Origin of the sequence: Flavobacterium rivuli WB 3.3-2 = DSM 21788, from assembly GCF_000378485.1 — a bacterium.
In the GTDB taxonomy this organism is placed as follows: domain Bacteria; phylum Bacteroidota; class Bacteroidia; order Flavobacteriales; family Flavobacteriaceae; genus Flavobacterium; species Flavobacterium rivuli.
Genome location: NZ_KB899967.1, coordinates 293,606 through 316,698, shown reverse-complemented (window position 1 = coordinate 316,698; position 23,093 = coordinate 293,606). Strand labels below are relative to the sequence as shown.

The 23,093-nt window shown below is 37.0% G+C and carries 19 protein-coding genes; 12 read left to right on the top strand and 7 right to left on the bottom strand.

What is annotated here, in order from left to right; translation table 11 throughout:
- Positions 1–372 precede the first annotated feature (372 nt).
- Complete coding sequence (locus F565_RS0104885; protein WP_020212082.1) at positions 373–3,645, top strand: T9SS type B sorting domain-containing protein; 3,273 nt, start codon at positions 373–375, stop codon at positions 3,643–3,645.
- Positions 3,646–3,936: 291 nt separating this feature from the next.
- On the opposite strand, the gene F565_RS0104880 is transcribed toward F565_RS0104885, so the two are convergent.
- Positions 3,937–4,380, bottom strand: coding sequence for a DUF4268 domain-containing protein (locus F565_RS0104880; RefSeq protein ID WP_020212081.1), 444 nt, complete (start codon positions 4,378–4,380; stop codon positions 3,937–3,939).
- 65 nt (positions 4,381–4,445) lie between these two features.
- Here F565_RS0104880 and F565_RS0104875 point away from each other — a divergent pair, with 65 nt between their 5' ends.
- From F565_RS0104875 to F565_RS0104860, 4 genes are all read left to right on the top strand, one after another.
- Positions 4,446–5,087, top strand: a complete 642-nt coding sequence (locus tag F565_RS0104875) for an NUDIX hydrolase (RefSeq protein WP_020212080.1) — start codon at positions 4,446–4,448, stop codon at positions 5,085–5,087.
- 39 nt (positions 5,088–5,126) lie between these two features.
- A complete protein-coding gene (locus tag F565_RS0104870; protein ID WP_020212079.1) occupies positions 5,127–5,930 on the top strand; it encodes a lysophospholipid acyltransferase family protein in 804 nt (267 codons plus the stop codon).
- A 93-nt stretch (positions 5,931–6,023) separates the two neighbouring features.
- Positions 6,024–7,286 carry an autotransporter outer membrane beta-barrel domain-containing protein gene (locus F565_RS0104865; RefSeq protein WP_020212078.1) on the top strand — a complete coding sequence of 421 codons (1,263 nt, stop codon included), beginning with the start codon at positions 6,024–6,026 and terminating at the stop codon, positions 7,284–7,286.
- Positions 7,287–7,288: 2 nt separating this feature from the next.
- On the top strand, positions 7,289–9,232 hold the full coding sequence (locus F565_RS0104860; RefSeq protein ID WP_020212077.1) for a T9SS type A sorting domain-containing protein: 1,944 nt from the start codon (positions 7,289–7,291) through the stop codon (positions 9,230–9,232).
- A 57-nt stretch (positions 9,233–9,289) separates the two neighbouring features.
- On the opposite strand, the gene F565_RS0104855 is transcribed toward F565_RS0104860, so the two are convergent.
- The 4 genes from F565_RS0104855 to F565_RS0104840 are packed head-to-tail and all read right to left on the bottom strand — an operon-like array spanning position 9,290 to position 12,334.
- On the bottom strand, positions 9,290–10,147 hold the full coding sequence (locus F565_RS0104855) for a TraB/GumN family protein (RefSeq protein WP_020212076.1): 858 nt from the start codon (positions 10,145–10,147) through the stop codon (positions 9,290–9,292).
- A complete protein-coding gene (locus tag F565_RS0104850; RefSeq protein ID WP_020212075.1) occupies positions 10,144–10,728 on the bottom strand; it encodes a hypothetical protein in 585 nt (194 codons plus the stop codon). The genes F565_RS0104855 and F565_RS0104850 overlap by 4 nt, the downstream gene beginning before the upstream one ends.
- Positions 10,729–10,737: 9 nt before the next feature.
- On the bottom strand, positions 10,738–11,232 hold the full coding sequence (locus F565_RS0104845; protein ID WP_020212074.1) for an RNA polymerase sigma factor: 495 nt from the start codon (positions 11,230–11,232) through the stop codon (positions 10,738–10,740).
- 40 nt (positions 11,233–11,272) lie between these two features.
- Positions 11,273–12,334: a DUF3810 domain-containing protein gene (locus F565_RS0104840; RefSeq protein WP_020212073.1), complete on the bottom strand. Its 1,062-nt coding sequence runs from the start codon at positions 12,332–12,334 to the stop codon at positions 11,273–11,275.
- A gap of 72 nt (positions 12,335–12,406) precedes the next feature.
- Between F565_RS0104840 and F565_RS0104835 the strand changes: the two genes are divergently transcribed.
- From F565_RS0104835 to F565_RS0104805, 7 genes are all read left to right on the top strand, one after another.
- Entirely contained in the window at positions 12,407–12,667 is a 261-nt protein-coding gene (locus F565_RS0104835) for a (2Fe-2S) ferredoxin domain-containing protein (protein WP_020212072.1), read from the top strand.
- Positions 12,668–12,704: 37 nt separating this feature from the next.
- On the top strand, positions 12,705–12,938 hold the full coding sequence (locus F565_RS0104830; RefSeq protein WP_020212071.1) for a DUF433 domain-containing protein: 234 nt from the start codon (positions 12,705–12,707) through the stop codon (positions 12,936–12,938).
- Position 12,939: 1 nt separating this feature from the next.
- A complete protein-coding gene (locus F565_RS21205; RefSeq protein ID WP_020212070.1) occupies positions 12,940–13,206 on the top strand; it encodes a DUF5615 family PIN-like protein in 267 nt (88 codons plus the stop codon).
- Positions 13,207–13,304: 98 nt separating this feature from the next.
- Positions 13,305–14,765: an aminoacyl-histidine dipeptidase gene (locus tag F565_RS0104820; RefSeq protein ID WP_020212069.1), complete on the top strand. Its 1,461-nt coding sequence runs from the start codon at positions 13,305–13,307 to the stop codon at positions 14,763–14,765.
- A gap of 530 nt (positions 14,766–15,295) precedes the next feature.
- Entirely contained in the window at positions 15,296–18,334 is a 3,039-nt protein-coding gene (locus tag F565_RS0104815) for a SusC/RagA family TonB-linked outer membrane protein (protein WP_020212068.1), read from the top strand.
- Positions 18,335–18,352: 18 nt separating this feature from the next.
- Complete coding sequence (locus F565_RS0104810) at positions 18,353–19,957, top strand: RagB/SusD family nutrient uptake outer membrane protein (RefSeq protein ID WP_020212067.1); 1,605 nt, start codon at positions 18,353–18,355, stop codon at positions 19,955–19,957.
- A gap of 187 nt (positions 19,958–20,144) precedes the next feature.
- Positions 20,145–21,512 (top strand): glycoside hydrolase family 27 protein, encoded by a 1,368-nt coding sequence (locus F565_RS0104805; protein ID WP_020212066.1) that lies wholly within the window; start codon positions 20,145–20,147, stop codon positions 21,510–21,512.
- 105 nt (positions 21,513–21,617) lie between these two features.
- Here the strand turns inward: F565_RS0104805 and F565_RS0104800 are convergent, their stop codons facing one another.
- Both F565_RS0104800 and F565_RS0104795 read right to left on the bottom strand, forming a co-directional pair.
- Positions 21,618–22,028 carry a DUF6804 family protein gene (locus tag F565_RS0104800; RefSeq protein WP_020212065.1) on the bottom strand — a complete coding sequence of 137 codons (411 nt, stop codon included), beginning with the start codon at positions 22,026–22,028 and terminating at the stop codon, positions 21,618–21,620.
- 393 nt (positions 22,029–22,421) lie between these two features.
- Positions 22,422–23,087 (bottom strand): response regulator transcription factor, encoded by a 666-nt coding sequence (locus F565_RS0104795; RefSeq protein WP_020212064.1) that lies wholly within the window; start codon positions 23,085–23,087, stop codon positions 22,422–22,424.
- Positions 23,088–23,093 lie beyond the last annotated feature (6 nt).

Below are 23,093 nucleotides of genomic sequence, written 5' to 3'. Positions count from 1 at the left end.
AAATTATCGATTTCATTAAATATTATTTATTCAAATATTTAATTTAATGATAATATCGCATCCATTTATATTTTTTTCAAAAAAAAATGCCTGATTATTCATGTTTTAACATTATTCATAAAATTGTTAATTAAAAACTGTTTGTTTTTTAAATGCTTTATAATCAGAGTTTTGTGTTTTCGTTGCTGTATTCAAAAAATGAATAATGCAAATAATTCCGTTCAATTGTAGACTCAACTACTTAATATTCAAGTATTTATATAGTAAATTTTGTTATCATTGTAATGTAAATGATTTGATTGATCAGTGAATGGATAAAATTGTTCCTACAAAAAAACTGGTAATTATGAAATTGAAAAATACTTAAGCACTATGGAAAAACTTAGACACACCGCATTACTGTTTTTTGCTTTTTTTACACTAACACTTAACGCACAGTTATCTGATTTTAACTTAACGATTAACAAAACTAACGAAACTTGTTTAGGCAACGGGTCGCTAACATTTGCTGTAGCTAATACCACACCTAATTCTTCGTTATTATATAAGGTATATCTTTTACCGGATGTAAATAATGCAATTGCAATTTTAGAAGCTAATTATATAGGAGGCCTTTCGGCAGGTAACTATAGGGTTGTTGCATTACAGTCTTTAGGGAGTATGCAAAATTCTAAAACGCAAACGGTAACTATAAATAACGAAATATCTTCGTTTGGGTTTACGGTTTCTTCATCTAACCTAAATTGCGAAACGGGTGCAAGTATGACCCTGAGTGCGTCTTCCGGGCATATTGCACAGTGCGAGATACTATCTGGCCCTATGACCAGGCCTTTGCAAAGTTCTACAGTATTTAACGATATGGCAGAGGGTACTTATAATGTAAGAGCATTTAACGATTGTGGTGTAGGTACGGTAAGAACCTATACGTTATCATTAACAAGTAGTGTGCTTAATATTTCTGCTGCTTCTTATCCTGATGCCGTTAACCCTTTGTGCGATTCTATCACGGTTAATAATATAATAACTCCTTCTGCCGGAACTATAAGCTACCCGTTAACCATAAGCCACACGCTAAGTGCTATGGACATTGGCGGTAACAGTATCGTTATGGAGCAGGTTGTACCTACAGGTCCTGAAACTTCGCTTACGGTATCAAGGGTGTTGCCTCGTTATACTGACCAGGAATATACGTATGATATTAAAGTTATAGACAACTGTGGTATTGCATACGAAAGGGCTGATACGGCGGTTGACCAGGACATAGCTTTATCTCTGGGTACAGGTGATGCTCCGTGTGCAGAAAAATTTCTTAGAGTGAACACTAAAAAATTTACCGGTTCTTACACAATTACTGTAACTGGACCTGCTGGCTTTAACCCGGTTGATTATAACGCTGCGGTAAATGACAGGTTTACTGTAAGCCAGATTGACTTTGGCAGTGCACGCCAATCAGTGCCTTTTGGAAACTATGAAGTTACTGTTACTGATGAGTGTGGGAGATCTGTTACAAAATCTATACTAATAAGGTTTGTAAAACCTGTGCCGGCTACGAGCGCTTACAACAATGGATGTTTCTCATTATTTGGCGGAATAAATATAAGTGTGCCACTTACTAAAATTATTAGTGCCACTATAACTGCTGCACCTGCAGAATATGTTTTAACCCACACGTTAGAAGAAAATATTGACAGTTTTATTACAGGCGCGGGCGCTATAAAATTAATAAATATGCCTTTAGGGTCATACACAATTAAATTTAAAGATGACTGTGGCTTTGAATATGAAAAAACGGTTATAGTACCAGTATACCAGGATAAAAACTTTAACAGCAACTCATTGCCATCTTGCGAGGCAGGTATTGGTACAGTACGCTTTAGGAGTGGTAACGGAATTCTTATAAGAGCATCTATCGTTTCGGGCCCGGCTAATTTTCAGCACAGCTATCCTTATGATGTTACATCGTTAATTAACGAGCAGGGAGCTCTTTACATGAATAACCTGCCAGAAGGTAACTATATTTTTAAAGCTACAGATATATGTGATGTAGAAAAAGAAAGGCCGGTTATTGTAGAAGGCTATACTGCCCCTGTAAATAGTGTAACATTTACACCTCAGTGCGGTAGCTTCTCTGTAAAAGTTGAAGATGCAAGTAATGGCACAGAGGCTGCTACATACTGGTTGCAAAAATATAATACAGTAACAGCTAAATGGGGACACCCTAACGGAAGCGCAAGCAACTATGTAGAAGGTACAGAACCGGCAACTGATAATGCTATAAGATTAGCTAACAACACACTTAGAAGTAACCTTAACTTTTCCGGCTCTTTCAGGGTTATTAAAAAATTCGAATCATACAGCAATGCATCTGCCGAAAACACACTATGTGTTAGCGAATTAAAAAGGTTTGAATATACTGAAGAGTTTAAAGTTACAACGGCTTACAACCTTGCATGTTTAGACAGGCCAAACGATATAATGATAGAGGTTACAGGATACCCTACATCATTTAAAATAGTTAAAAAGAATGGTGCAAACTTTAATTTTGATAATGGTGCGAGCAACGTATTTGTAAACCTTGCCCCTGCAGAGTATGTATTTAAAATTCAGGATGCGTGTGGTAATGTTATACAGAAATCTTTTGATGTGCGCACACTGCCTTCTATAAGCGATGCTTCTCAGCCTTCAGATATGGTAGAGTGTATTGATGCCGGTACAACTGCTACACACCTGTACCACTTAACAGATAAAAACCCTGAAGTACTTGGCTCATTATTTAGCTCATTATACACCGTGTCTTACCATGCAACGTATGCTGATGCCGAAAACAATGTACAGGCTTTACCGGAATTTTACAATGCTACATCGGGAGATACGATCTATGCAAGGCTGGCTCACAATGTTATTAACCTGTGCCGTGCAGATATAAAATCGTTCAGGGTATTCTCTGGCGAAAATCCTGAACCGGTTATAACTACTGAAGGACAAATATGTAATGGCGAAATGATATCGCTTACTGCTAACGCCGGTTACAATAAATACTTATGGTCTACAGGCGAAATTACAAGGACAATATTTGTAAAAGAGCCGGGAACATATACAGTAACAGCTACAAAAACGTATGGTAACAGCCTTGGCTGCCCTGCAAGTGCTGAAGTGGTAATTACAGAATCATTTACCCCAACAATAACAGAAATAGAATCAACAGACTGGACAAGCCACGATAATACTATAACAGTACATACTTCCGGAGAGGATAATGTATTGTACTCTATAGATGGAAGGGTTTACCAGAGTAGTAATACATTTTATGGACTTGAGCCTGGCGTTTACAATGTTTTTGTAAAAGATGCCAATGGCTGCGGAGTTACATCTAAAGAAATTGTTTTGTTAGATTACCCAAATTACTTTACGCCAAACGGTGACGGTGTGAACGAGACATGGTTTATTAAAAACTCTGTTAAAGAGCCACACTTTAAAGTTACTATCTTTGACCGTTATGGCAAGCTTATAACCGCTTTCGGACCAACCAGCCAAGGTTGGGACGGTACTCTTAATGGCATCCAACTTCCTTCAACAGATTACTGGTTTGTGGTTACAAGAGAAGACGGCAGGGAGCTAAAAGGTCACTTCTCCATGCTACGATAGTTTGGTTTAGTCTAACTAATTTGAAAATCCCCTCGGTTACTGGAGGGGATTTTTTTGGTACCTGTAGTATTATATGCCATTTGAATAAATAGTATAGTTCAATGAGTTAAGAACGTCACGCAAAGACGCAGAGTCGCAAAGCGGAAATGAGTTTACTGGTAACGATACTGATTTAGGATAGAAACTTTGCGGCTCTGCGCCTTTGCGTGATAAAATATCCGAACTATTAAAATTGACATTTGGTATTAACTAAAATGGCTGCACAACTGCAGCCATTAATATTTAAATTGTCTATGTATTAATATCAAGATCTTTAATGTAATCTTCATACTCATAAAAAAAGCGCTCAAAAGCATCCATGTTAATATTAAAGAACCTGAAGATTACTGCCCAGCTCGCCATATTAAAAACGCTTATACCGGTAAGCTCTACCCAGATACGGCTTGTTATTTTACCACTCTCCTGGTAAAAATTTTTTTCAAAAACAGCTTCAGGCAAAAATTCTTCGAGCAATATAGATTTTAAGGATTCTATTTTCTCAAAATATATCTTTCTTTTTTCATCTTCCTTAGGTTCAATCTCAAGCAATACATGGGCTTTTTTATTATCTACATAAAATTTAAAAGTTACATCTTTAATTTTTGTATCATATAACATCCATTTACGAGGGTAGGCCTCTGCAAATGCTATCCAGAATTCTTTTTTTAATTGTTGCGCCTCTGCTTTGCTAAACATGTTTTTTGTTTTTATAATGCATTTTATAAAGTACCTTTAGGGTTTACCATATATACGTTTACAAAATGCTTTTTACCGAATTTATAAAATATATCCCAAAGATACTAACTCAGCCGTTACCAGCGGTAACTGCACACATTAAAATGGCGCCATTAGAAAGGGTTGCCACGTTAAGCCCCGAATATTATAATAACAACAACCCCCGGCGGTCGGCAGTTATGATGTTGTTTTATCCTAAAAGAGGGCAGGCTACGTTAGTGCTTATAAAGCGCAATACTTATCCCGGTATCCATTCGGCACAAATATCTTTTCCCGGCGGCAAGGCAGAAGGATATGATAAGGACTTAAAAGATACAGCACTGCGTGAAACATGGGAAGAAATAGGGGTGCTGCAAACTGATATTGATGTAGTAATGCCGTTTACAGAAATTTACATCCCACCAAGTAACTTTTTAGTGGCGCCATTTTTAGGGCTGTCCTTAAATGAACCCGTTTTTAAGCCTAACCCCGATGAAGTGCAGGAACTGATAGAACTACCGCTGGATGTTTTTCTTGATGATGCCACGGTGATAAATACTGTAATGCAAACATCATATTCGCAAACTACATCTGTACCTGCATTTAAGATAGGGGAGCACCTTGTATGGGGCGCAACGGCCATGATATTAAGCGAACTTAAAGAAACTATAAAAATGGCGTTAAAATAGCAGGGATTTTGTAGTTTTGTGCCTTACACCGTTACTTATATGGGCTTATTTAAAAGAAACCCCTTTGGCCATATCCTTTTTTTAAAGAGATGGCTTATACTTATTTTAGGGTCGCTTACTCACCGACGTTACCGTGGTTTTAACCAGCTTAAAATAGATGGGTCTGAAATTATCAGGGAACTGCCGGATACTAATGTCCTCTTTATATCGAACCACCAAACGTATTTTGCCGATGTTGTGGCGATGTTTCATGTGTTTAATGCCAGCCTTAAGGGCAGGGAAGATAATATAAACAACGTGGGCTACCTGTGGGACTCTAAGCTTAATATATATTATGTTGCGGCTAAAGAGACTATGAAGGCCGGGTTGCTGCCGCGCATACTTGCTTATGCCGGCGCTATTACCGTAGAACGTACCTGGCGTGCTAAAGGCGAAGATGTAAAGCGTGATGTTAACCCTAACGATACCGAGAATATAAGGATAGCCCTTAATGATGGCTGGGTCATAACTTTTCCGCAGGGAACCACAAAGCCGTTTAAACCCATCAGGAAGGGCACGGCACACATAATAAAGCAACACAGGCCTATTGTTGTGCCTATTGTGATTGATGGCTTTAGGAGGTCTTTTGACAAGAAAGGTTTGCGAACCAAGAAGAAAGGTATACTACAGTCGTTTATAATTAAAGAGCCGTTGCATATTGATTATGATAACGACACTGTAGAAGAGATAGTAGAAAAAATAGAATATGCCATAGAACAGCACCCAAGCTTTTTAAAAGTGATTCCGCTGGAGGTTTTAGAAACTGAAGAGGAATTAAATAAGCAGCGGGAGTGGCGTTATTAATTTAAGATTATCAAACTATTATTTGGTTACTTTTTTTGATTTTGTTAGAATTATTATATTAATTTTAACAAAACTAATTAATAAACAAATAGTATGAAAACAAGATTATTCTTAATTGCAGGGTTGTTATCTTCCGTATTAATTTATGGGCAAAGTACAACAACATCTTTAGGCACATCTGCAGGTGCTACTGGTCAAGATAATGTTCACATAGGTAAAAATGCAGGTAGTGTTAATACTGGAAATCAAAATACCTTTGTGGGTAGCGAATCCGGTAACAGTGCAGGTGGAAGTATTTATGGCAACACTTTTTTAGGATACAGATCGGGGAAGTTTCATAGTACAGGAAATTATAATGTTTATTTGGGTTATGAGAGCGGTTCTGGTAATACTAATTCTGTAAAAGCAAGCAACAGTGTTTTTATAGGCTATCAGGCTGGGCAATTCAGTAATTTAAATGTAACGCCTAACAGTATAGAAAATGTTTTTTTAGGATCACAAACAGCAAAAAATGCAAATGGCTCCTATAATAATTTTATAGGCAGATCAGCAGCTGCAAATTCCACAGGTTCTAATAATAATTACATAGGAAGTGATGCGGGGAAGAATGCTGATGGAAGTAATAATATTTTTTTAGGGTCTTGTGGTGAAAATGTTATAGGAAACCTCAATATACTTTTGGGATATCACGCAGGGCAAAACATCAACGGAAGTAATAACATTCTTATAGGATTAGATTCGGGACAAGGTTTGGGATCAACACCCTTAGGGTCAAAAAATATTATAATAGGATCAGAGATTGGAAGGACAGAAACTGGAAGCAATAAACTATATATAGGCCATGATGGTAATCCACTTATTTCTGGCGAGTTTAAAGATAGTGCCAGTGGAAATATTCCTGCAAGCAATCCAACCTTGAAATTTAATGCTCAAAAAGTAGGAGTGGGTTATGTTGGGTCTGTAGGGTTTGGTGATTTTCCTGCAATGACTACAATTCCTAATGCGTCTATTTACAGATTTTTTGTAAAAGGGGGTATACTTGCTGAAGAGGTAAGAGTTAGGCTTCAATCAGGTTGGGCAGATTATGTTTTTGCCAATAATTATAAATTGCTATCACTAAAAGATACTGAAAAATATATTGCAGCTAACGGGCACCTTCCTAACATGCCATCGGCTGCTCAAGTAGAAGATCAAGGTATAGAGATGGGGAATATTGTAAAATTACAGCAGGAAAAAATTGAAGAACTTACATTGCATCTTATAGAACAGAATAAACAAATTGAAGCTTTAAAATTACAAACTACTGAAATCGAAGTGTTAAGGGCACAAATGCAACAACTGCTTAAAAAACAATAATTATGAAACAGTATACTAAGCATTTATGGCTTGTTGCTTTTTTGTTCTTATTCTTACAGTCGTTTGCACAGGTAACTAAGGAGCAAAAGCCTAAAAAAGAAAGAATAACTAAAGCACAGGCTACCGAAAAAGACGTACTGGCATTTATTAATAAAAACATTAATAAATATGATCTTACCCAAGAAAAAATTGCCCGATTAAAAGAAGATTTTGAAGAGGAAGAAAGAGGCCATGGTATTTATAAATATGATTTCAGAGATTTATTACTCGAAATTAAAAGAGATGAATTAAGGAAATTATATTTTAAATTGAATACTGCATCTGCAAAGCAGAAATCAGATTTAGAATTAGAACCTAATTTAATAGGCAATGTTTGTGTTAACGGAAGTTTTGAAAGCGGTGATACAAATGAATACACATTTCGTTACGCTAGTCCCAATTCAGTGGATTTTTTATGCGACATTAATACTGATATGTATTCTCCATATACTCCATCTAATATCATTAATAATTTTTCAAATGGAATTACAATAGTAGATTCTAATACACAAAATGCAGCGGGTAATGATCCTCTGTTAGAGTCCTTAGGCGTGCATATTCCGAGAGTATTTGATGGTGAATTTGCAATCAAATTAAATGATAATTCTCCAAGCTTTAGCGTTTCAACATTAAATAAAGCGTATATTGTAGATGGTCCGGTAGTTAGTTATAATTTTTCTTTAATTATGCAAAATCCTGATCCTAGGCACCATCCTGAAGCTGATCAACCCCATTTTATAGTCAGGTTATATAATTCGCTTCATGAAATTATAAGTGAAAATTGTATTGTTGCTGATGTTGATAATACAGAGACTTTTGAAAATATTACTTACTTCAATGAACCTCTATTATTTACACGTTGGCAATGTGGCAGAATATTTACCGATGGAATACAAAATGGTGAAGAAGCTACGCTTGAATTTATAATAACAGATTGTGGGCAAGGGGCACATTATGGTACAGTTTATATTGATAACATTTGTAATAACGAGAATTGTAATAGTATATTTCCTGAAGTACATTTAGATATCAATCCATCTGTACCATTGTGTCCTACGTTTCCTTTAAATATTTGTGGAACATTCATCCCTCCTCATAGTGTCAACCCTCCATATACTGAAGGCACACTTACGGCTATCAATTTAAATATTTTGCAGGGGGGTAATATCGTCGGAACAGTCAATAATGCAACAATCAATGATCATCAGTTTTGTTTTGAATTAGCGCTAACTGATTTTGGACCTTTACCATCCGGGGACTATGAATATCAGGCACAGGCAACGTTTGAAATAGGTAACACAACTTTAAATGCTGAAGACACATCTGCCAATCAAGGTCCGGATGCTATATTTACAGGATGTAGCGAATGCCCGGACTGTATTAACATTACAACAAGCGTTGCAGGTACTACTGATACTCAACAGGCGCATAATTGTATAAACGCGACAAATACAATAACTGCTGCATCATCATCTTCAGCAGTATATCGCGCGGGTAAAGAAGTAGTGTTGCTTCCTGATTTTGTTGCATTGAAGGGGTCTATTGATAGGTTTTATATAGAAGACTGTAACGATGGGACCTATGTGGCCCGTACTGCTGCTCCGGTTAAGCATCAAGCAGCACAACAAGAAGTAACTATTGATTTGGTCGAAAGGAACGGGCAGGGCAATATAAGTATTTATCCGAACCCTACTAACGGCGAACTAAACATTATTTCCGGTGAAGCCTCTCTTAGATCAATAACCGTAACAGGCCTTGATGGTAAAGTAATTTTAAAACAAAAAATTACTGAGACAAATGCTTCAGGTTACAAACTCGATATTAATTCACTTTCGTCAGGTATGTATCTTTTAAATGCAGAAACCGTTGATGGCAATATAACATCGCACAAAATTATAAAGAATTAAGATTATAATATTATATTAATCCAAAGGAGGCAGTTCTAATCAGGATTGCCTCCTTTATTATTTCACTGCCTCAACCTTATATCCTTTTTTGCGAAGCAGTTTGATAACGCCGTTTTCGCCGGCAAGGTGTGCAGCACCCACACCAAAAAAGGTAGGTTTAGCCTTTGCAATAGCTTCTATTTTAGGTATCCAGTTTTTGTTACGGTTTACAAGCAATACATCGTTATGGGCAGCCATCATTTTATTGTCTGATTTGTCCATAAAGGCTAACAGTTCGTTAAGGTCTTTTTTGTTATAAAGCACCATCATATCGGCTAATTCTTTTTTGTCCTTAACCATATTGTCTTTTGCTGTTTTTACAAGCTCATCCATTTGCTCTTTATAAGGTATAGCATCAAAAACAGCCATTTGCTCTTCTACGGTTTCAAGTCCCAATACTTCTTCCTTTTGTTCTTTGGCAATTGCAGCAAGAGACATTTCATAAGACTGGGCAGGGCAATCTATCATTTTAGGATATAAAATGGCAGTAACCATAAAAGGCTTAAAGGTACCAAGCATATCTAACGATGCTCCTGTATTCGTTTTTATAAACTCGTCGGTAATTTTATAATCTTCGGGTGTGGCTAAAGATTTCATGGTAACGCCATCTTTCATAACCATAGTACCCACCATTTTGCTTTGCATGGCAGGATCATCCATATCGAGTTCAAGGTATAGCTGATCGGTAACATCCAGTGCGGCAAGAGTGTAAACATCAAGTGTGGCATCGCAGCTTATGTGCATGGTGCCAAACAGGTATGACGGTTTAGCGAGGCCATTTCCGCTGATTTTCCATAATAAGCCTTTTTCCAGTTTTTGTGCATTGGCAGTAAAACCGGCAATAATACAAAGGGCGGTAATCAGTAATTTTTTCATTGGTCTTTTATTTTTTTAAGTTCAATGTAGTTGCTGTTCAATTTCTTTAAAAGCCTTCCGTACAATGAATTATATACCACTGCGATTAATAAAACAAGCAGCGGGATAAACACAAAAGCAACTATATATACAGGGGTGTTGCTTTCCTGCGGGTTGTTGTCATCATACATTATAACACCACATATAAGCCCAAAGGTTATCATGCCTATCATGTAAAATACGTATGCTTTTACTATGCGGCGCACCCGTATAATGTTTTGCATAAGTTTTTTAACCGGCTGTTGCGACGATATTTTCCTGAAATTAAAATAGAATGCCACAATAAATACTACAAGCACTACATAGTGCAGGTAATCTATTACATCTAAAAATAATGCCTGAGAATAATCGGCTCCCGATAGTGTTGTTAGCAGGGAAAAGCTACCCCACAGGGCAAACTCAATAAGGCTTATAATAAGTATCCACTTTACTTCTGAAGATGACTTTTTATGCAGCATGGCATAAATATCCAGTTCAGAAAACTTAGGGTATACGTTTTCCTCTTTCTTCCAGCTGTTCTTTAGTTTATCTAATTCGTCCATCTTTTCCTGTTACGGATTTAATATTTTTTTCAATTTGCCCTTTATCCTGTTCATTTTTACGCGGGCATTAACCTCGCTTATACCCAGGGTTTCGGCTATCTCTGTATAATCTTTATCTTCCAGGTACATAAATACCAGTGCTTTTTCTATATCGTTAAGCTGGTGTACCGCCTGGTATAGCATTTTTATATGTTCTTCCTCTTCGTAGTTATATTCTTCCTGGTTTACCTTGTGCAGGGTATTATCAAACTCTATGGTGCTTATGGTTCGGGTTTTCTTACGGTAAAGTGTAATGGCAGTATTAAGGGCAACTCTGTATGCCCAGGTGGTAAATTTAGACTCGCCCCTAAATTGAGGAAACGCCTTCCAGAGCTGTATGGTAATTTCCTGGAACAAATCTTTGTGGGCATCTTCATTATTAGTGTAGAGCCTGCAAATTTTGTGTATCAGGTTTTGATGTTCCTGAAGTTGTTGTACAAACGATCTTTCGATTGATGAACCCATAACGCATTAGTATATAAAGCCTGTGTTTTGTTACAGGTAATTACAATTCTTTATCTGAATAATAATTTACCATAAGGCCTACAAACTTGCTATAGGTTTCTAAACCATCTTTTTGGCGGTTCATTTTTAGGTAATTATCATAAATGTATTTAAAAATGCTTTCTACAAAAGACTGGTATTTTTTATTGAACTGTTCGCTTTCTTCAAAGTTTCCCAGTATGCCTTTGTTTATAAGCGGAGCAAGGCTTTTAGCCCTTTTTTTGTCGAGTTTTGTAATTGTGCGCATGCAATATTTTAAAGCAAACGAATACCCTGAATACTGAAAGTAGGGGTCGTTACTTTTTACCGATGCCATAAAACCTATAAAATTAGCCTCACTCTCATTAGCATAGCCTATCTGATGGGCCATTTCATGGCAGGTTGTGGTAGGCAGGTTATAAAGGGGGAGCTCGCTGTTTACCTGTGCCTCGTTAGTAAACGGGTTAAGGTACCCGCCAAAGCCCATATACGAAAGCGGCACACTAAATAGTGAAGATTTTACACTTTCATGCTTGTATTTAAAATCAGGAAATTGCTGAGATAAAGTTTTATAAGCAGTAAATGAATGGCTGTAAATTTTGTTAAAATCATAAGGTACTACTACTTTAATGGTGTCATTTTCTGTAATGCTTATTTGCATCGCATTAGTTTTTACTATTAGTTTTTTAGTAAAGGCTGTAAGCTCGTCGAGCGTATATTCTTTTTTTATGTCCATCTTTTTGTAAAGCGGAACCCTGTGATAATTAAAAGCCCATAATATATTAAACAAAAAATAAACTACCGATAATGTGGCGAGCATGGTTATAAGGTTGTACTTGTAAGCGTGCCTCCAGGTTTTTCGGCGTTGCCACAGCCAGCGAAGCCCCATAAAAATTAGAATACCGTAAATAATATCGCCCACAGAAAAACTAAAAATGCCTAATATAACCCGCGATGCGCCTGATATATAGGGATAGACGCCATTACTGTACCAGCGCTCTGTAAACTCCGGAAAAAAAGAAAGCAGCTTTACTACAATTATTTGCAGGACGAACAAGAGGGCAAGGACTTTCTTTTTCTTCATTGGGATATATTAAATACAAGTGGTTTGTAAATATAAGTAGTATTTTTGTATTGGATAAATACAAATTACTCCATGAAAAAGATTGATGCTGCCAGGAAGGTAATTTTTATTTGCAACGGCAAAAAATGTTGCCGTTATAGTAAAGATATTTACAAAGGTTTTAAAGAACTTATTAAAGACAACAGTCTTAAGAAAGAAGTTGATATTGTCGATACAGATTGTACCGGTAATTGTAAATGCGCTCCTGTAATAAGCCTGCAACCGCAAAACATCTGGATAGGGGAGGTAGATGAAAAAGATGTGAAAGGTATTTTTAAGCAGTATATTTTATAGTTTTTTAATTGCTATCTTTGTATACAGTACTTACATCATGGAATATATATCTGACAGAATTACTATAGATGATAAAGTTTGCAACGGAAAACCGACAATCCGGGGCAAAAGAATTACCGTGCAAACTATTCTTGAATTTTTAAGCGCAGGTGAAACTAAGGAAGAAATATTAAAGCAGTACCCTTCATTACTTGTTGAAGATATCGACGCATGTTTAAAATTTGCATCTGATTTAATGGGTCGCAATTTTACAATAAAAACGGTTGCTTAGTATGGCAAAGTTTTTAATTGATGTTAATTTGCCTTATTATTTCTCTTTATGGAATAATTCTAATTACATACATCAAAAAGATTTGGATGATGAATGGACTGACGATCAAATTTGGAAATATAGTCTCGAAAATGATTTGACGATCATTACAAAAGACAGTGATTTTTCAAATAAAATTTTACTTCATAATCCACCTCCTAAAGTCATCCATGTGCGTTTTGGAAACATGAAGATGAAAGATTTTCACGAAACAATTTTAAAATTGTGAATGATGTTTTGATTCTAAATAGCGATTACAAACTTGTGAATGTTTTTAAAGATCGAATTGAAGCATATGATTAAACAACAAACATTAAACATAAACTAATGAGCCAGGAAATAAGAAACCTGGAGCCAAAAGTGCTCTGGAATAAATTTGCCGACCTTAATGCGGTACCACGCCCTTCTAAAAAAGAAGAACGTGTTATTGCTTTCATGAAAGATTTTGGTGCCAAACTGGGCCTTGAAACTATTGAGGACGAGGTGGGCAACGTTATTATTAAGAAGCCCGCTACTGCCGGGCAGGAAAACCGTAAAACTATCGTGATGCAAAGCCATCTTGATATGGTGCACCAAAAAAACAGCGATACTGTTTTTGACTTTGATACACAAGGTATAGAAATGTATGTTGACGGCGACTGGGTACGTGCTAAAGGCACAACCCTGGGGGCAGACAATGGCTTAGGCGTTGCTACCATAATGGCTGTTTTAGAAAGTACAGATATTGTTCACCCGGCTATTGAGGCTTTGTTTACCATAGATGAAGAAACCGGTATGACGGGTGCAATGGGCCTTAAAGGAGGTTTGCTTAAAGGAGAAATTCTCCTTAACCTGGATACTGAAGAGGATGATGAAATAGATATAGGTTGTGCCGGTGGTATAGATGTTACTGCTGAGCGAGGGTATGCTGAGGAAGATGTACCTGAAAATTCGGTGGGATATACTATTACCGTGAAAGGTTTAAATGGCGGGCACAGTGGTATGGATATTAACAAAGGTCTTGGTAATGCTAACAAGATAATGAACCGCCTGCTTTTTGACAGCTTCGAGAATTTTGGTCTGCAGATTGCAGAGATAAATGGTGGCAGCCTGCGTAATGCTATCCCGAGGGAGAGTGTTTCAAAGGTTATTATATCTGAAATTTTTGATGAGGCTTTTGTATTTGATATGCAGGAAGTGATCAATGATATTAGAACAGAATATAAAACTACAGAGCCTAACCTTACTATAACTATAGAAAAAGGGAACCTGCCTGCTAAAGTTATGGATCTTGGCGTTCAGGAAGGGTTGACACGTGCACTTTATGCGGCGCTTAACGGTGTATACCGAATGAGTGCTGACATGGAAGACCTTGTAGAAACAAGTAATAACATTGCCCGTGTAATTGTTAAAGATGGGAGGCTCCATGTAGGCTGCCTTACACGATCATCTGTAGAAAGCTCTAAGATGGATCTTGCTAACGGTTTGCGTGCTGCATTCGAGCTTATAGGCTGTGAGGTTACACAGTCAGGTTCTTATCCGGGGTGGACGCCAAATGTAAATTCTCCTATACTTGAGGTGTTGAAAGAAATTTATGAAAAACAAAATAATAGTCAGCCGGCAGTTGTTGCCTGCCATGCCGGACTTGAATGTGGTATATTAGGAACCAATTATCCTGATATGGATATGATATCTTTTGGCCCAACTATTAAAGGCGCGCATAGCCCCGATGAGAGGGCAAGCATACAATCTGCTCAAAAGTACTGGAAATTTGTCTTAGAGATACTACAAAATATACCCTTAAAATAAAGAAGTAATCTTTATAAAGGATTTTAAAAACCGCTTATTTTAGCGGTTTTTTTGTTTTTTAAAGTTATTTGGACTAAAATGTAAGTGCTTTTTGGGTTTGACAATATAACGGTATACTTAGATGGATTATATAGTTATTGCATCTTTATGTTTTTGCATTTAAAATTATATATACTATAATTTTAAACCCTCATTGGTTACAATTTTTTAAGTGTTAATTTTACATATATTTTTAAGTAACTAGAATTCATAAGGTATAATAATGGTCTTTTTGAATATTTAAAAACTTCTTTTTTATATAAAAAACGTAAAAATTAATATTTTAGGTAAAATTACCCCCTGTTTTTTTCCATTTTACCCCCTGTGTATTTTAATTAGGCCGTCTTAATTTGTATTACTATAACGTTTAAGTCATGTTATAGAAATGTTAACAAAAAACAAGTGTATACTGCACATTTAAATTTAGGCTTTTTACGCTTGTTTTATGAAAACGTTTTCGCTAACCAAATTTTCTTTTAACCAATTTAATTATGATTAGAAATTACAATTTAACAATTAAGTCGCTTAAGTGGCCTATGCTTTTTATAGCTCCCATGCTATTATTGGGAGGAGAAGCATCTGCAACGGTAGTGCATGGCCATTCGGCAAGTGTTTTTCAATCTGTTATTACAGGAACGGTAGTTTCTAAGAGTGACGGATTAGGTTTGCCCGGTGCCACAATTATGGTAAAGGGCACACAACAGAATACAGTTACAGATATGGATGGAAAATTCTCCTTGACTGTAACAGATCCTAATGCAGTGCTTGTAATTAGTTTTATGGGTTTTAAAACCCAGGAAATACCTGTTGCTGGGCAAACTACCATCAGCATCACAATGGAAGAAGATGCTGCACAACTTGATGAAGTTGTAGTGATTGGCTACGGTACACAAAGAAAAGGCGATGTAACCAGTGCAGTTGCAAGCGTTAAGGCAGAAAACTTTAATTTAGGTCAGGTAAAAGATGCCGGACAGCTTATACAAGGTAAGGTAGCCGGTCTTGCCATTACAAATGTAAGTGGCGACCCTACAGCAACAACATCTATCAAGCTTAGGGGTAATAATACAATTGGTGGGGCTTACCAAAATCCGTTAGTGCTTATTGATGGTATCCCGGGTGAACTTAATACAGTTGCGCCGGAAGATATAGAAAGTATTGATGTACTTAAGGACGGATCGGCAGCGGCTATTTATGGTGTTCGTGGTACTAATGGTGTAATATTAATTACTACAAAAAAAGCAAAAGGCGGAGATATGGACGATGTACAGTATACCGGGTATATAAGTACAGCGCAAATTGCAAGAAAATTGGATATGCTATCGAGTCAGGAATTTAGGGCAATGTACCCTGGTCCAGATTCAGAAGGCGGTTCAGATCATGGTGCAAATGTTGACTGGCTAAAAGAAATTACCCGTACGCCGGTGTCTCATGTGCATAACCTTTCGTTTAGGGGAGGGTCATCAAAAACGAATTACATCGCTAACCTTAACTACAACAGGCAGGAAGGTACTATGTTAAAATCTGATAATACTACCTTTAGGGGGCGTGTAGAAATTAACCACCGCATGTTCGACGATAAATTATTATTTAAGTTCTCTATCTTAGGGCGTGAAAACAAGTATACATCTACAGCAGATGGCGGTAGTTTTAACGGTGATGCTTACTGGCAGGCATTAAGAAGAAATCCTACAGATCCTATTTATAACCCTGATGGAACTTACTACCAAAATCCGCAAAAGCTGGATTATAGAAACCCTTTAGTATTATTAAATGAGGCAGACGGTAACGTAAAAACATCTGAAGTTCGTTATAACAGTGTTTTAACATATAATCCTATAAAAGATTTAACCCTTAATGCACTTTTCTCGTATGTAAAAGAAAACAGGGCAACAGGATACTCCGAAACACTACAGCACTCATCTGCTACAATATACGGTTTCCCAGGATATTCATCCATTTCGGGTTACAACCGTATGGAAAAGCAAACTGAACTTACTGCTAAGTATGATAAAACAATTGAAAAAAATAAATTTAGCATATTAGGTGGTTACAGCTACATTGAAAAAGATAGGGAAACATCTAACATGAATAACTATCGTTTTCAGGACGATTATTTTGGCGGATGGCATAACATTGGTTCAGGATACGCCCTTAAGGATGGCCTTGCAACTATGAATAGTTCTAAAAATCATGAAAACCTTATAAGTTTCTTTGGGCGTGTAAACTATGCATTTGATGATAAGTATTTATTAATGGCAAGTTTACGCCATGAAGGTGCAAATCAGTTATATGGTACTAACAATGCGTGGGGAACTTTCCCGGCAGTGTCTGTTGGTTGGAAGCTTACAAACGAAAGCTTTATGCAGGATCAAAAGATATTTGAAGAAATAAAATTTCGTGCAGGTTATGGCGTAACAGGTTCGCAACCGCAAGATTCATTTCTCGCAGTAGCCCGCTTACAATATGGCCCTCCCACATTAGTAAATGGCCAGTGGCTAAGTACAATTATACCGGCATCTAACCCTAACCCGGATTTAAGATGGGAAGAGAAAAAAGAAACTAATTTAGGTGTAGACTGGGCTATTAAAGGTGGTCGCCTTTCAGGATCTATAGATGTATACAAACGTAAGGTAGATGGCTTATTGTATAGTTATAATGTTCCTGTTCCACCTAACTTGTTTCCCACTATAGTTGCTAATGGTGGCACTATGCAAAATAAGGGCTTAGAGGTTCTTGTATCTGGTGTACCGGTGCAAACTAAAGATTTTCAGTGGACTACTACAGGTACGTATTCTACCAACAGTAACAAGTTGGAAAGTTTAGATGGAAGATATAAATCCCAATCTGACTATTTCCTTACCGGAAATGTAAATTATGAAGGAATGACAACACAATCCCACAAAGTGCAGGTAGGGCAGGCCATAGGTGATTTTTATGGATTTAAAGTGGTTGACGTTGATGCGCAGGGTAAATGGATTTACCTTAACAGGAATGGCGAGCGTGTAAATTATGCCGATTTTGCACATGACCCTAACGACAGACAGGTTATAGGTAACGGTATACCTAAATGGTACTTAAGCTGGATAAATAACTTCCGTTACAAAAATTTTGACCTTAGTGTTAATATGCGTGGTGCCTTTGGTTTCCAAGTAGTAAATGAAGCCCGTATGAATTATGAAGGTACTCAGAATGGGTATAGGGATAACAGGCTAAGCTCTGTAAATGATCTTGTTTTTGGCAAGGCATTACTAAGCAATACGATTGCGCCGGAATTTAACAGCTATTATGTTGAAGATGGCGATTATGTAAAAATAGACAATATTACACTTGGATATTCATTTAAAGACCTTAAAACAAAATATCTTAAATCTGTAAGGCTTTACGGTACCGTAATGAATGTATTAACTATTACCGGTTATAATGGTATAGATCCTGAAGTGAACACAACCGGATTAACACCGGGTGTAGACAGCAGGAATAGATATCCTACCATTACATCGTTTACTTTTGGAGTACAGGCCCAATTCTAAATTCAAAAAAAAATTACAATGAAAACAAATAAATTATTTTTAGCAGTTGCAGGTACGGCAATGCTGTTCAGCACATTTTCATGTACTGAGCTTGCAGATGACCAATATGGATCGGTTGAATTAGATTCATATAGTCCCAAAACTGAAACGGATATTAGTGCATTAGTTGGTGCGGCATATGTGCCGTGGCGAAAAACCATGCTGTTGTGGAATGGTGTGGTAAGGGCACAGGAGTTGCCTGCCGATCAGGATGTGCTTCCTGCACGTACCGGTATTGGCTGGGTTGATGGCTTTGTCTACAAAAGGATGCATGAACATACCTGGACATCGGCAGACGATGGGGTGTTACAGCCTTGGAGCCGCACTTACGAGGGTATAAACACATGCAATCGACTAATTTATCAGATAGAAATTGATAAAATTCTTGTTAGCCCGGAAAGAAAAATTAGCCTTTTAGCAGAACTTAAAGTACTTCGCGCATCCTATTACTATATACTAATAGATATTTTTGGAAATGTGCCAATCGTTACAGATTATACAGATGCAAGTTTACCGAGACAATCTACAAGGGCAGAGCTATTTGACTTTATAGTAAATGAAATAACAGAAAATGTTGATGCTTTATCGAATGGCGAAAATTCAGATAGATTGCTTTACTATGGTCGTATGAACAAATGGGTTGCAAATACTCTTTTAGCCAAGATGTATTTAAATGCACAGGTATGGCGTGGCCAGGCAATGTATACAGAATGTATTGCAGCTTGTGACAATGTTATAAACTCAGGCAATTATGAGCTGGAGGCGAATCAAAAAAATGTTTTTATTACTAATAATGAAGATTCTCGTGAGATAATTTTTGCACTTCCGTTTGATGAAAAATATGTAACAGATTGGAATGCTTTCGATTTCCACATGTATACACTTTCCGGTGAGAACCAAAGAACTTATCAGTTTACAAATACTCCGTGGGGTGGCGTATGTGCTACACCCCAGTTTATAGACTCTTACAATCCTGCAGATGCCCGCTTAACAGAGAATTTTATAGCAGGGCAACAGTATGCAAGTACCGGCGAAGCTTTGTCTCTTAACTATACAAATTCTGTTCCGTCGATTGATGATTCTGATAAAGATGATGGATTGCGTTGGGGTAAATTTGAATATGCAGTAGGTGCTACAAACCGTTTAAGTAACGATTTTCCTGTATTTAGATATGCCGATGTATTGCTTATGAAGGCTGAAGCTTTATTAAGAACAGGTCAGGCGGGTGCAGGGGCTCTTGTTACAGAGGTACGCACAAGGGCATTTAGGAATAATCCTGCATTAGCTACCGTTACCGATGCCGAGTTGATGCTTGGCAGTAATTATGACTATGGCCGTCGTGATGTTAACGTACAAACATCTGAAGGTGGCAGCAGTATAGTTATGGGCAGGATGCTTGATGAGTTAGGCTGGGAGTTTACACAGGAAGGCCGCCGTCGTCAGGATCTTATCAGGTTTGGGGTGTTCACTACAAAATCGTGGTTTTCGCATAGTGCTAATAACAATGCGACCCGTAATTTGTTCCCAATTCCTAACGATGCTATGTTAACAAATTCTAACCTGGTGCAAAATCCGGGTTACTAAAATAGTTGGGTTAGTTACAATTGATTTTTACTCACTGCTTGTAGCGGGCTCCGGCTCTCTGCAAGCAGTTTTTTCGCTTTAAGCGTGCTCACGTTAATAAAACAATTTTATACACTTATTAATTTTTAGAGATATTTAAAGTAGCTATATTTAAACCAAATTTTACACATATTAACCACATCATTTTATGATTTTAAAAAAAGTATTTACAACCTTAGCCTGCACAACAGTTATGCTGGGCGCGGTTGCACAGCAAAAAGCACCATTTAAAAAAGAAGAGTTTAAACAGTGGGCACAAACCCCGCCAATGGGATGGAACAGCTGGGACTGCTATGGCCCTACAGTTGTAGAGAGCGAAGTTAAAGCCAATGCAGATTATATGGCAAAAGAGCTTAAGCAATCTGGCTGGGAATATATTATTGTAGACATTAGATGGTTTGTAGAAAATGATAAGGCAGGAGGATATAACCAGACCGACCCGCGTTACGTTATAGACCAGTATGGCAGGTACCAACCGGCTGTTAACAGGTTTCCATCTGCAGCAAATGATAAAGGTTTTAAAGCCCTTGCAGATTATGTACATAGCAAAGGCCTTAAATTTGGTATACACATAATGCGTGGTATCCCTAAAAAAGCGGTTGAAGACAAATTACCTATTAAAGGTACTAACGGTATTACTGCTGATAAAATTTATACTACAGAGCTGCAATGCAAATGGCTTAAAGATAACTACACTATTTTAGCCGATAAACCGGGAGCGCAGGAATACTACAACTCTATATTTGAGCTTTATGCCCAGTGGGGTATTGATTTTATTAAAATAGACGACCTTTCTGCTCCTTATCACGAGGGTGAAATAAATCTTATTCGTAAGGCTATAGATAATTGCGGACGAAAAATAGTATTAAGTACATCGCCGGGCGAAACACCTATAGAAGATGCTAAACACGTAAGCAATAATGCTAATATGTGGCGTATGGTTGATGATGTTTGGGATACATGGCCGCATATTACACATCTTATGGAGGTTGCCCAAAAATGGTATCCTTACATAGCACCGGGTACATGGCCAGACTGCGATATGATTCCGTTAGGGCGTATATCTGTAAGGGGAGAGCGTGGCGAAGACCGCATGACGCGCCTTACTAAAGATGAACAATACACGTTAATGACGTTGTTTACTATTTTCCGTTCGCCATTGTTCTTTGGTGGAGACCTGCCAAGCAATGATGCCTTTACATTGTCGCTGCTAACTAATAAAGAGGTGCTTAAAATGCATAAAGAAAGCACTGGAGTAAAACAATTGTTTCAGGCAGATGGTAAAGTAGCAATTACCTCTAAAAATTCTAAAACCGGCGATGTGTACCTTGCTTTATTTAATATGTCTGACAAACCAATATCAGATGTAAAAGTTGCTACAGATGCTATTGGTGTTAAAAATGGTGCCACCATTACAGATATGTGGAGCGGCAAACAGGTAGGTAAAGTAGCAGGGGCTGTTAGTAAAGACCTTGCGCCACACTCCAGCGTATTATATAAAATAAGTAAAAAGTAATTTACTGGCAGCTTTAAAAAAGTAAGAGGGTAATCAAATTTTTGGTTACCCTCTTTGCTTATCGATCACTAAACAAATTAAATATGTACTCGTTAGAGCATTATTTTATACACCATTTAAAGATGCATTAGGCGGTGTATTTTTTATCCTTCTTATTTTATAGGCGTAGCCTGCAAACAATGTTGCACTTACAATATATATGGGCAGCCATAATGATGTCTTATAAAAATGTACCGGTATAACAGGATTAAAAACTAATCCTGTAGCTACAAAAAGTATGAGCCACAAAGCATGAATTTTTTTAATCTCAATAACTATAATCACAGCAATACAAACTGTGACACTAAGTCTTAAAAAATAATAATAAACGGCAGGCATTTCTGCAATAGCAAATAAAAGCATAGTAGCGCAGGCAAGGCTAAGCAGCTTTATTATATGGTAAATATTATTATAAATATATTTAATATTTAAACTACCTGCACCTTTTAAACTTGTGTTGCTTGCTCTATGTTTCATAATCAGGTTATATAATGCGGTACGCAACATACGGCACAACCGCCAGATTTGACATGATTTTTCTTAGCTTCTAATATGGCTTCTTCAATCGTTGAAAAAAAACCTAAATACATTCTATCTAACGTAGATGGGATGTATAAACAAGTTATTTCATGCACTTCATAATGCCCATTTAAGCTTATATAATAATGTTTCATTATTATTTAAAATTTGTAATAGTCTTAGTAATTAGCTTGTTGCATTTGTAAATTGCAATCAGGCTGTTTTTTAGTTAAGGCCAAACTACCACGCTTTGAAATTTATATTTGGAGGAAATCCTCATTTTTGCATTTTTTTACAAAAATTTAACATAAAAAAACCGGCATAGTGCCGGCAAAAATAAAAGGGATTGATTTAAATAAGTCCCAAATCTTTAGCAATGCTAACAATATGGGTGGTGTTACGGGCTCTCAGGGTAGTTTTAATCTTTATAAGGCGCTTTTCTATGCTGCTTACGCTTGATAGTTTACTTCCGTTATTTTTTAAGCTTTCGGCAATTTCATTTTGTATTAGCCCATCTGCAAGCAGTTTAATAATTTCAAGGTCAAGTTCATCCATCTCTGTTACCAGAGCCGGTTTTTTTAAATGTGCAAGGTGTTTAGATATGTATATTTTACCATAATACACTTCATTTACAGCCTTCAGTAATTCGGTGGCACTATCACGGCCTTTAGATACATATCCATCAACATTCATATCATCTATAAGATGGCGAATTTTGTAGCCACGCTCATCTATAGAATAAACAATTACTTTAATATTGGGCTGGTCATTTTTTACCGCTGCAATAAGATCTTCGCCAGATGTTAACGTTTCATTACGGTAAGTAATTTTAAAGGATAGATCTGTAATTAAAAGCTCAAAAGGTTCATTATCTAATGCAGCTTTTTTTATTTTAAGATAGGCATCGTCGCAATATTTTGTATATGTGGTGGTGGCGCCATCAATATTTTGTAACAGCTGTTGTAACCCCATACTAATGCTGTCAATATCTTCAGCGACAATTATTTTTTTAAACATGTAATC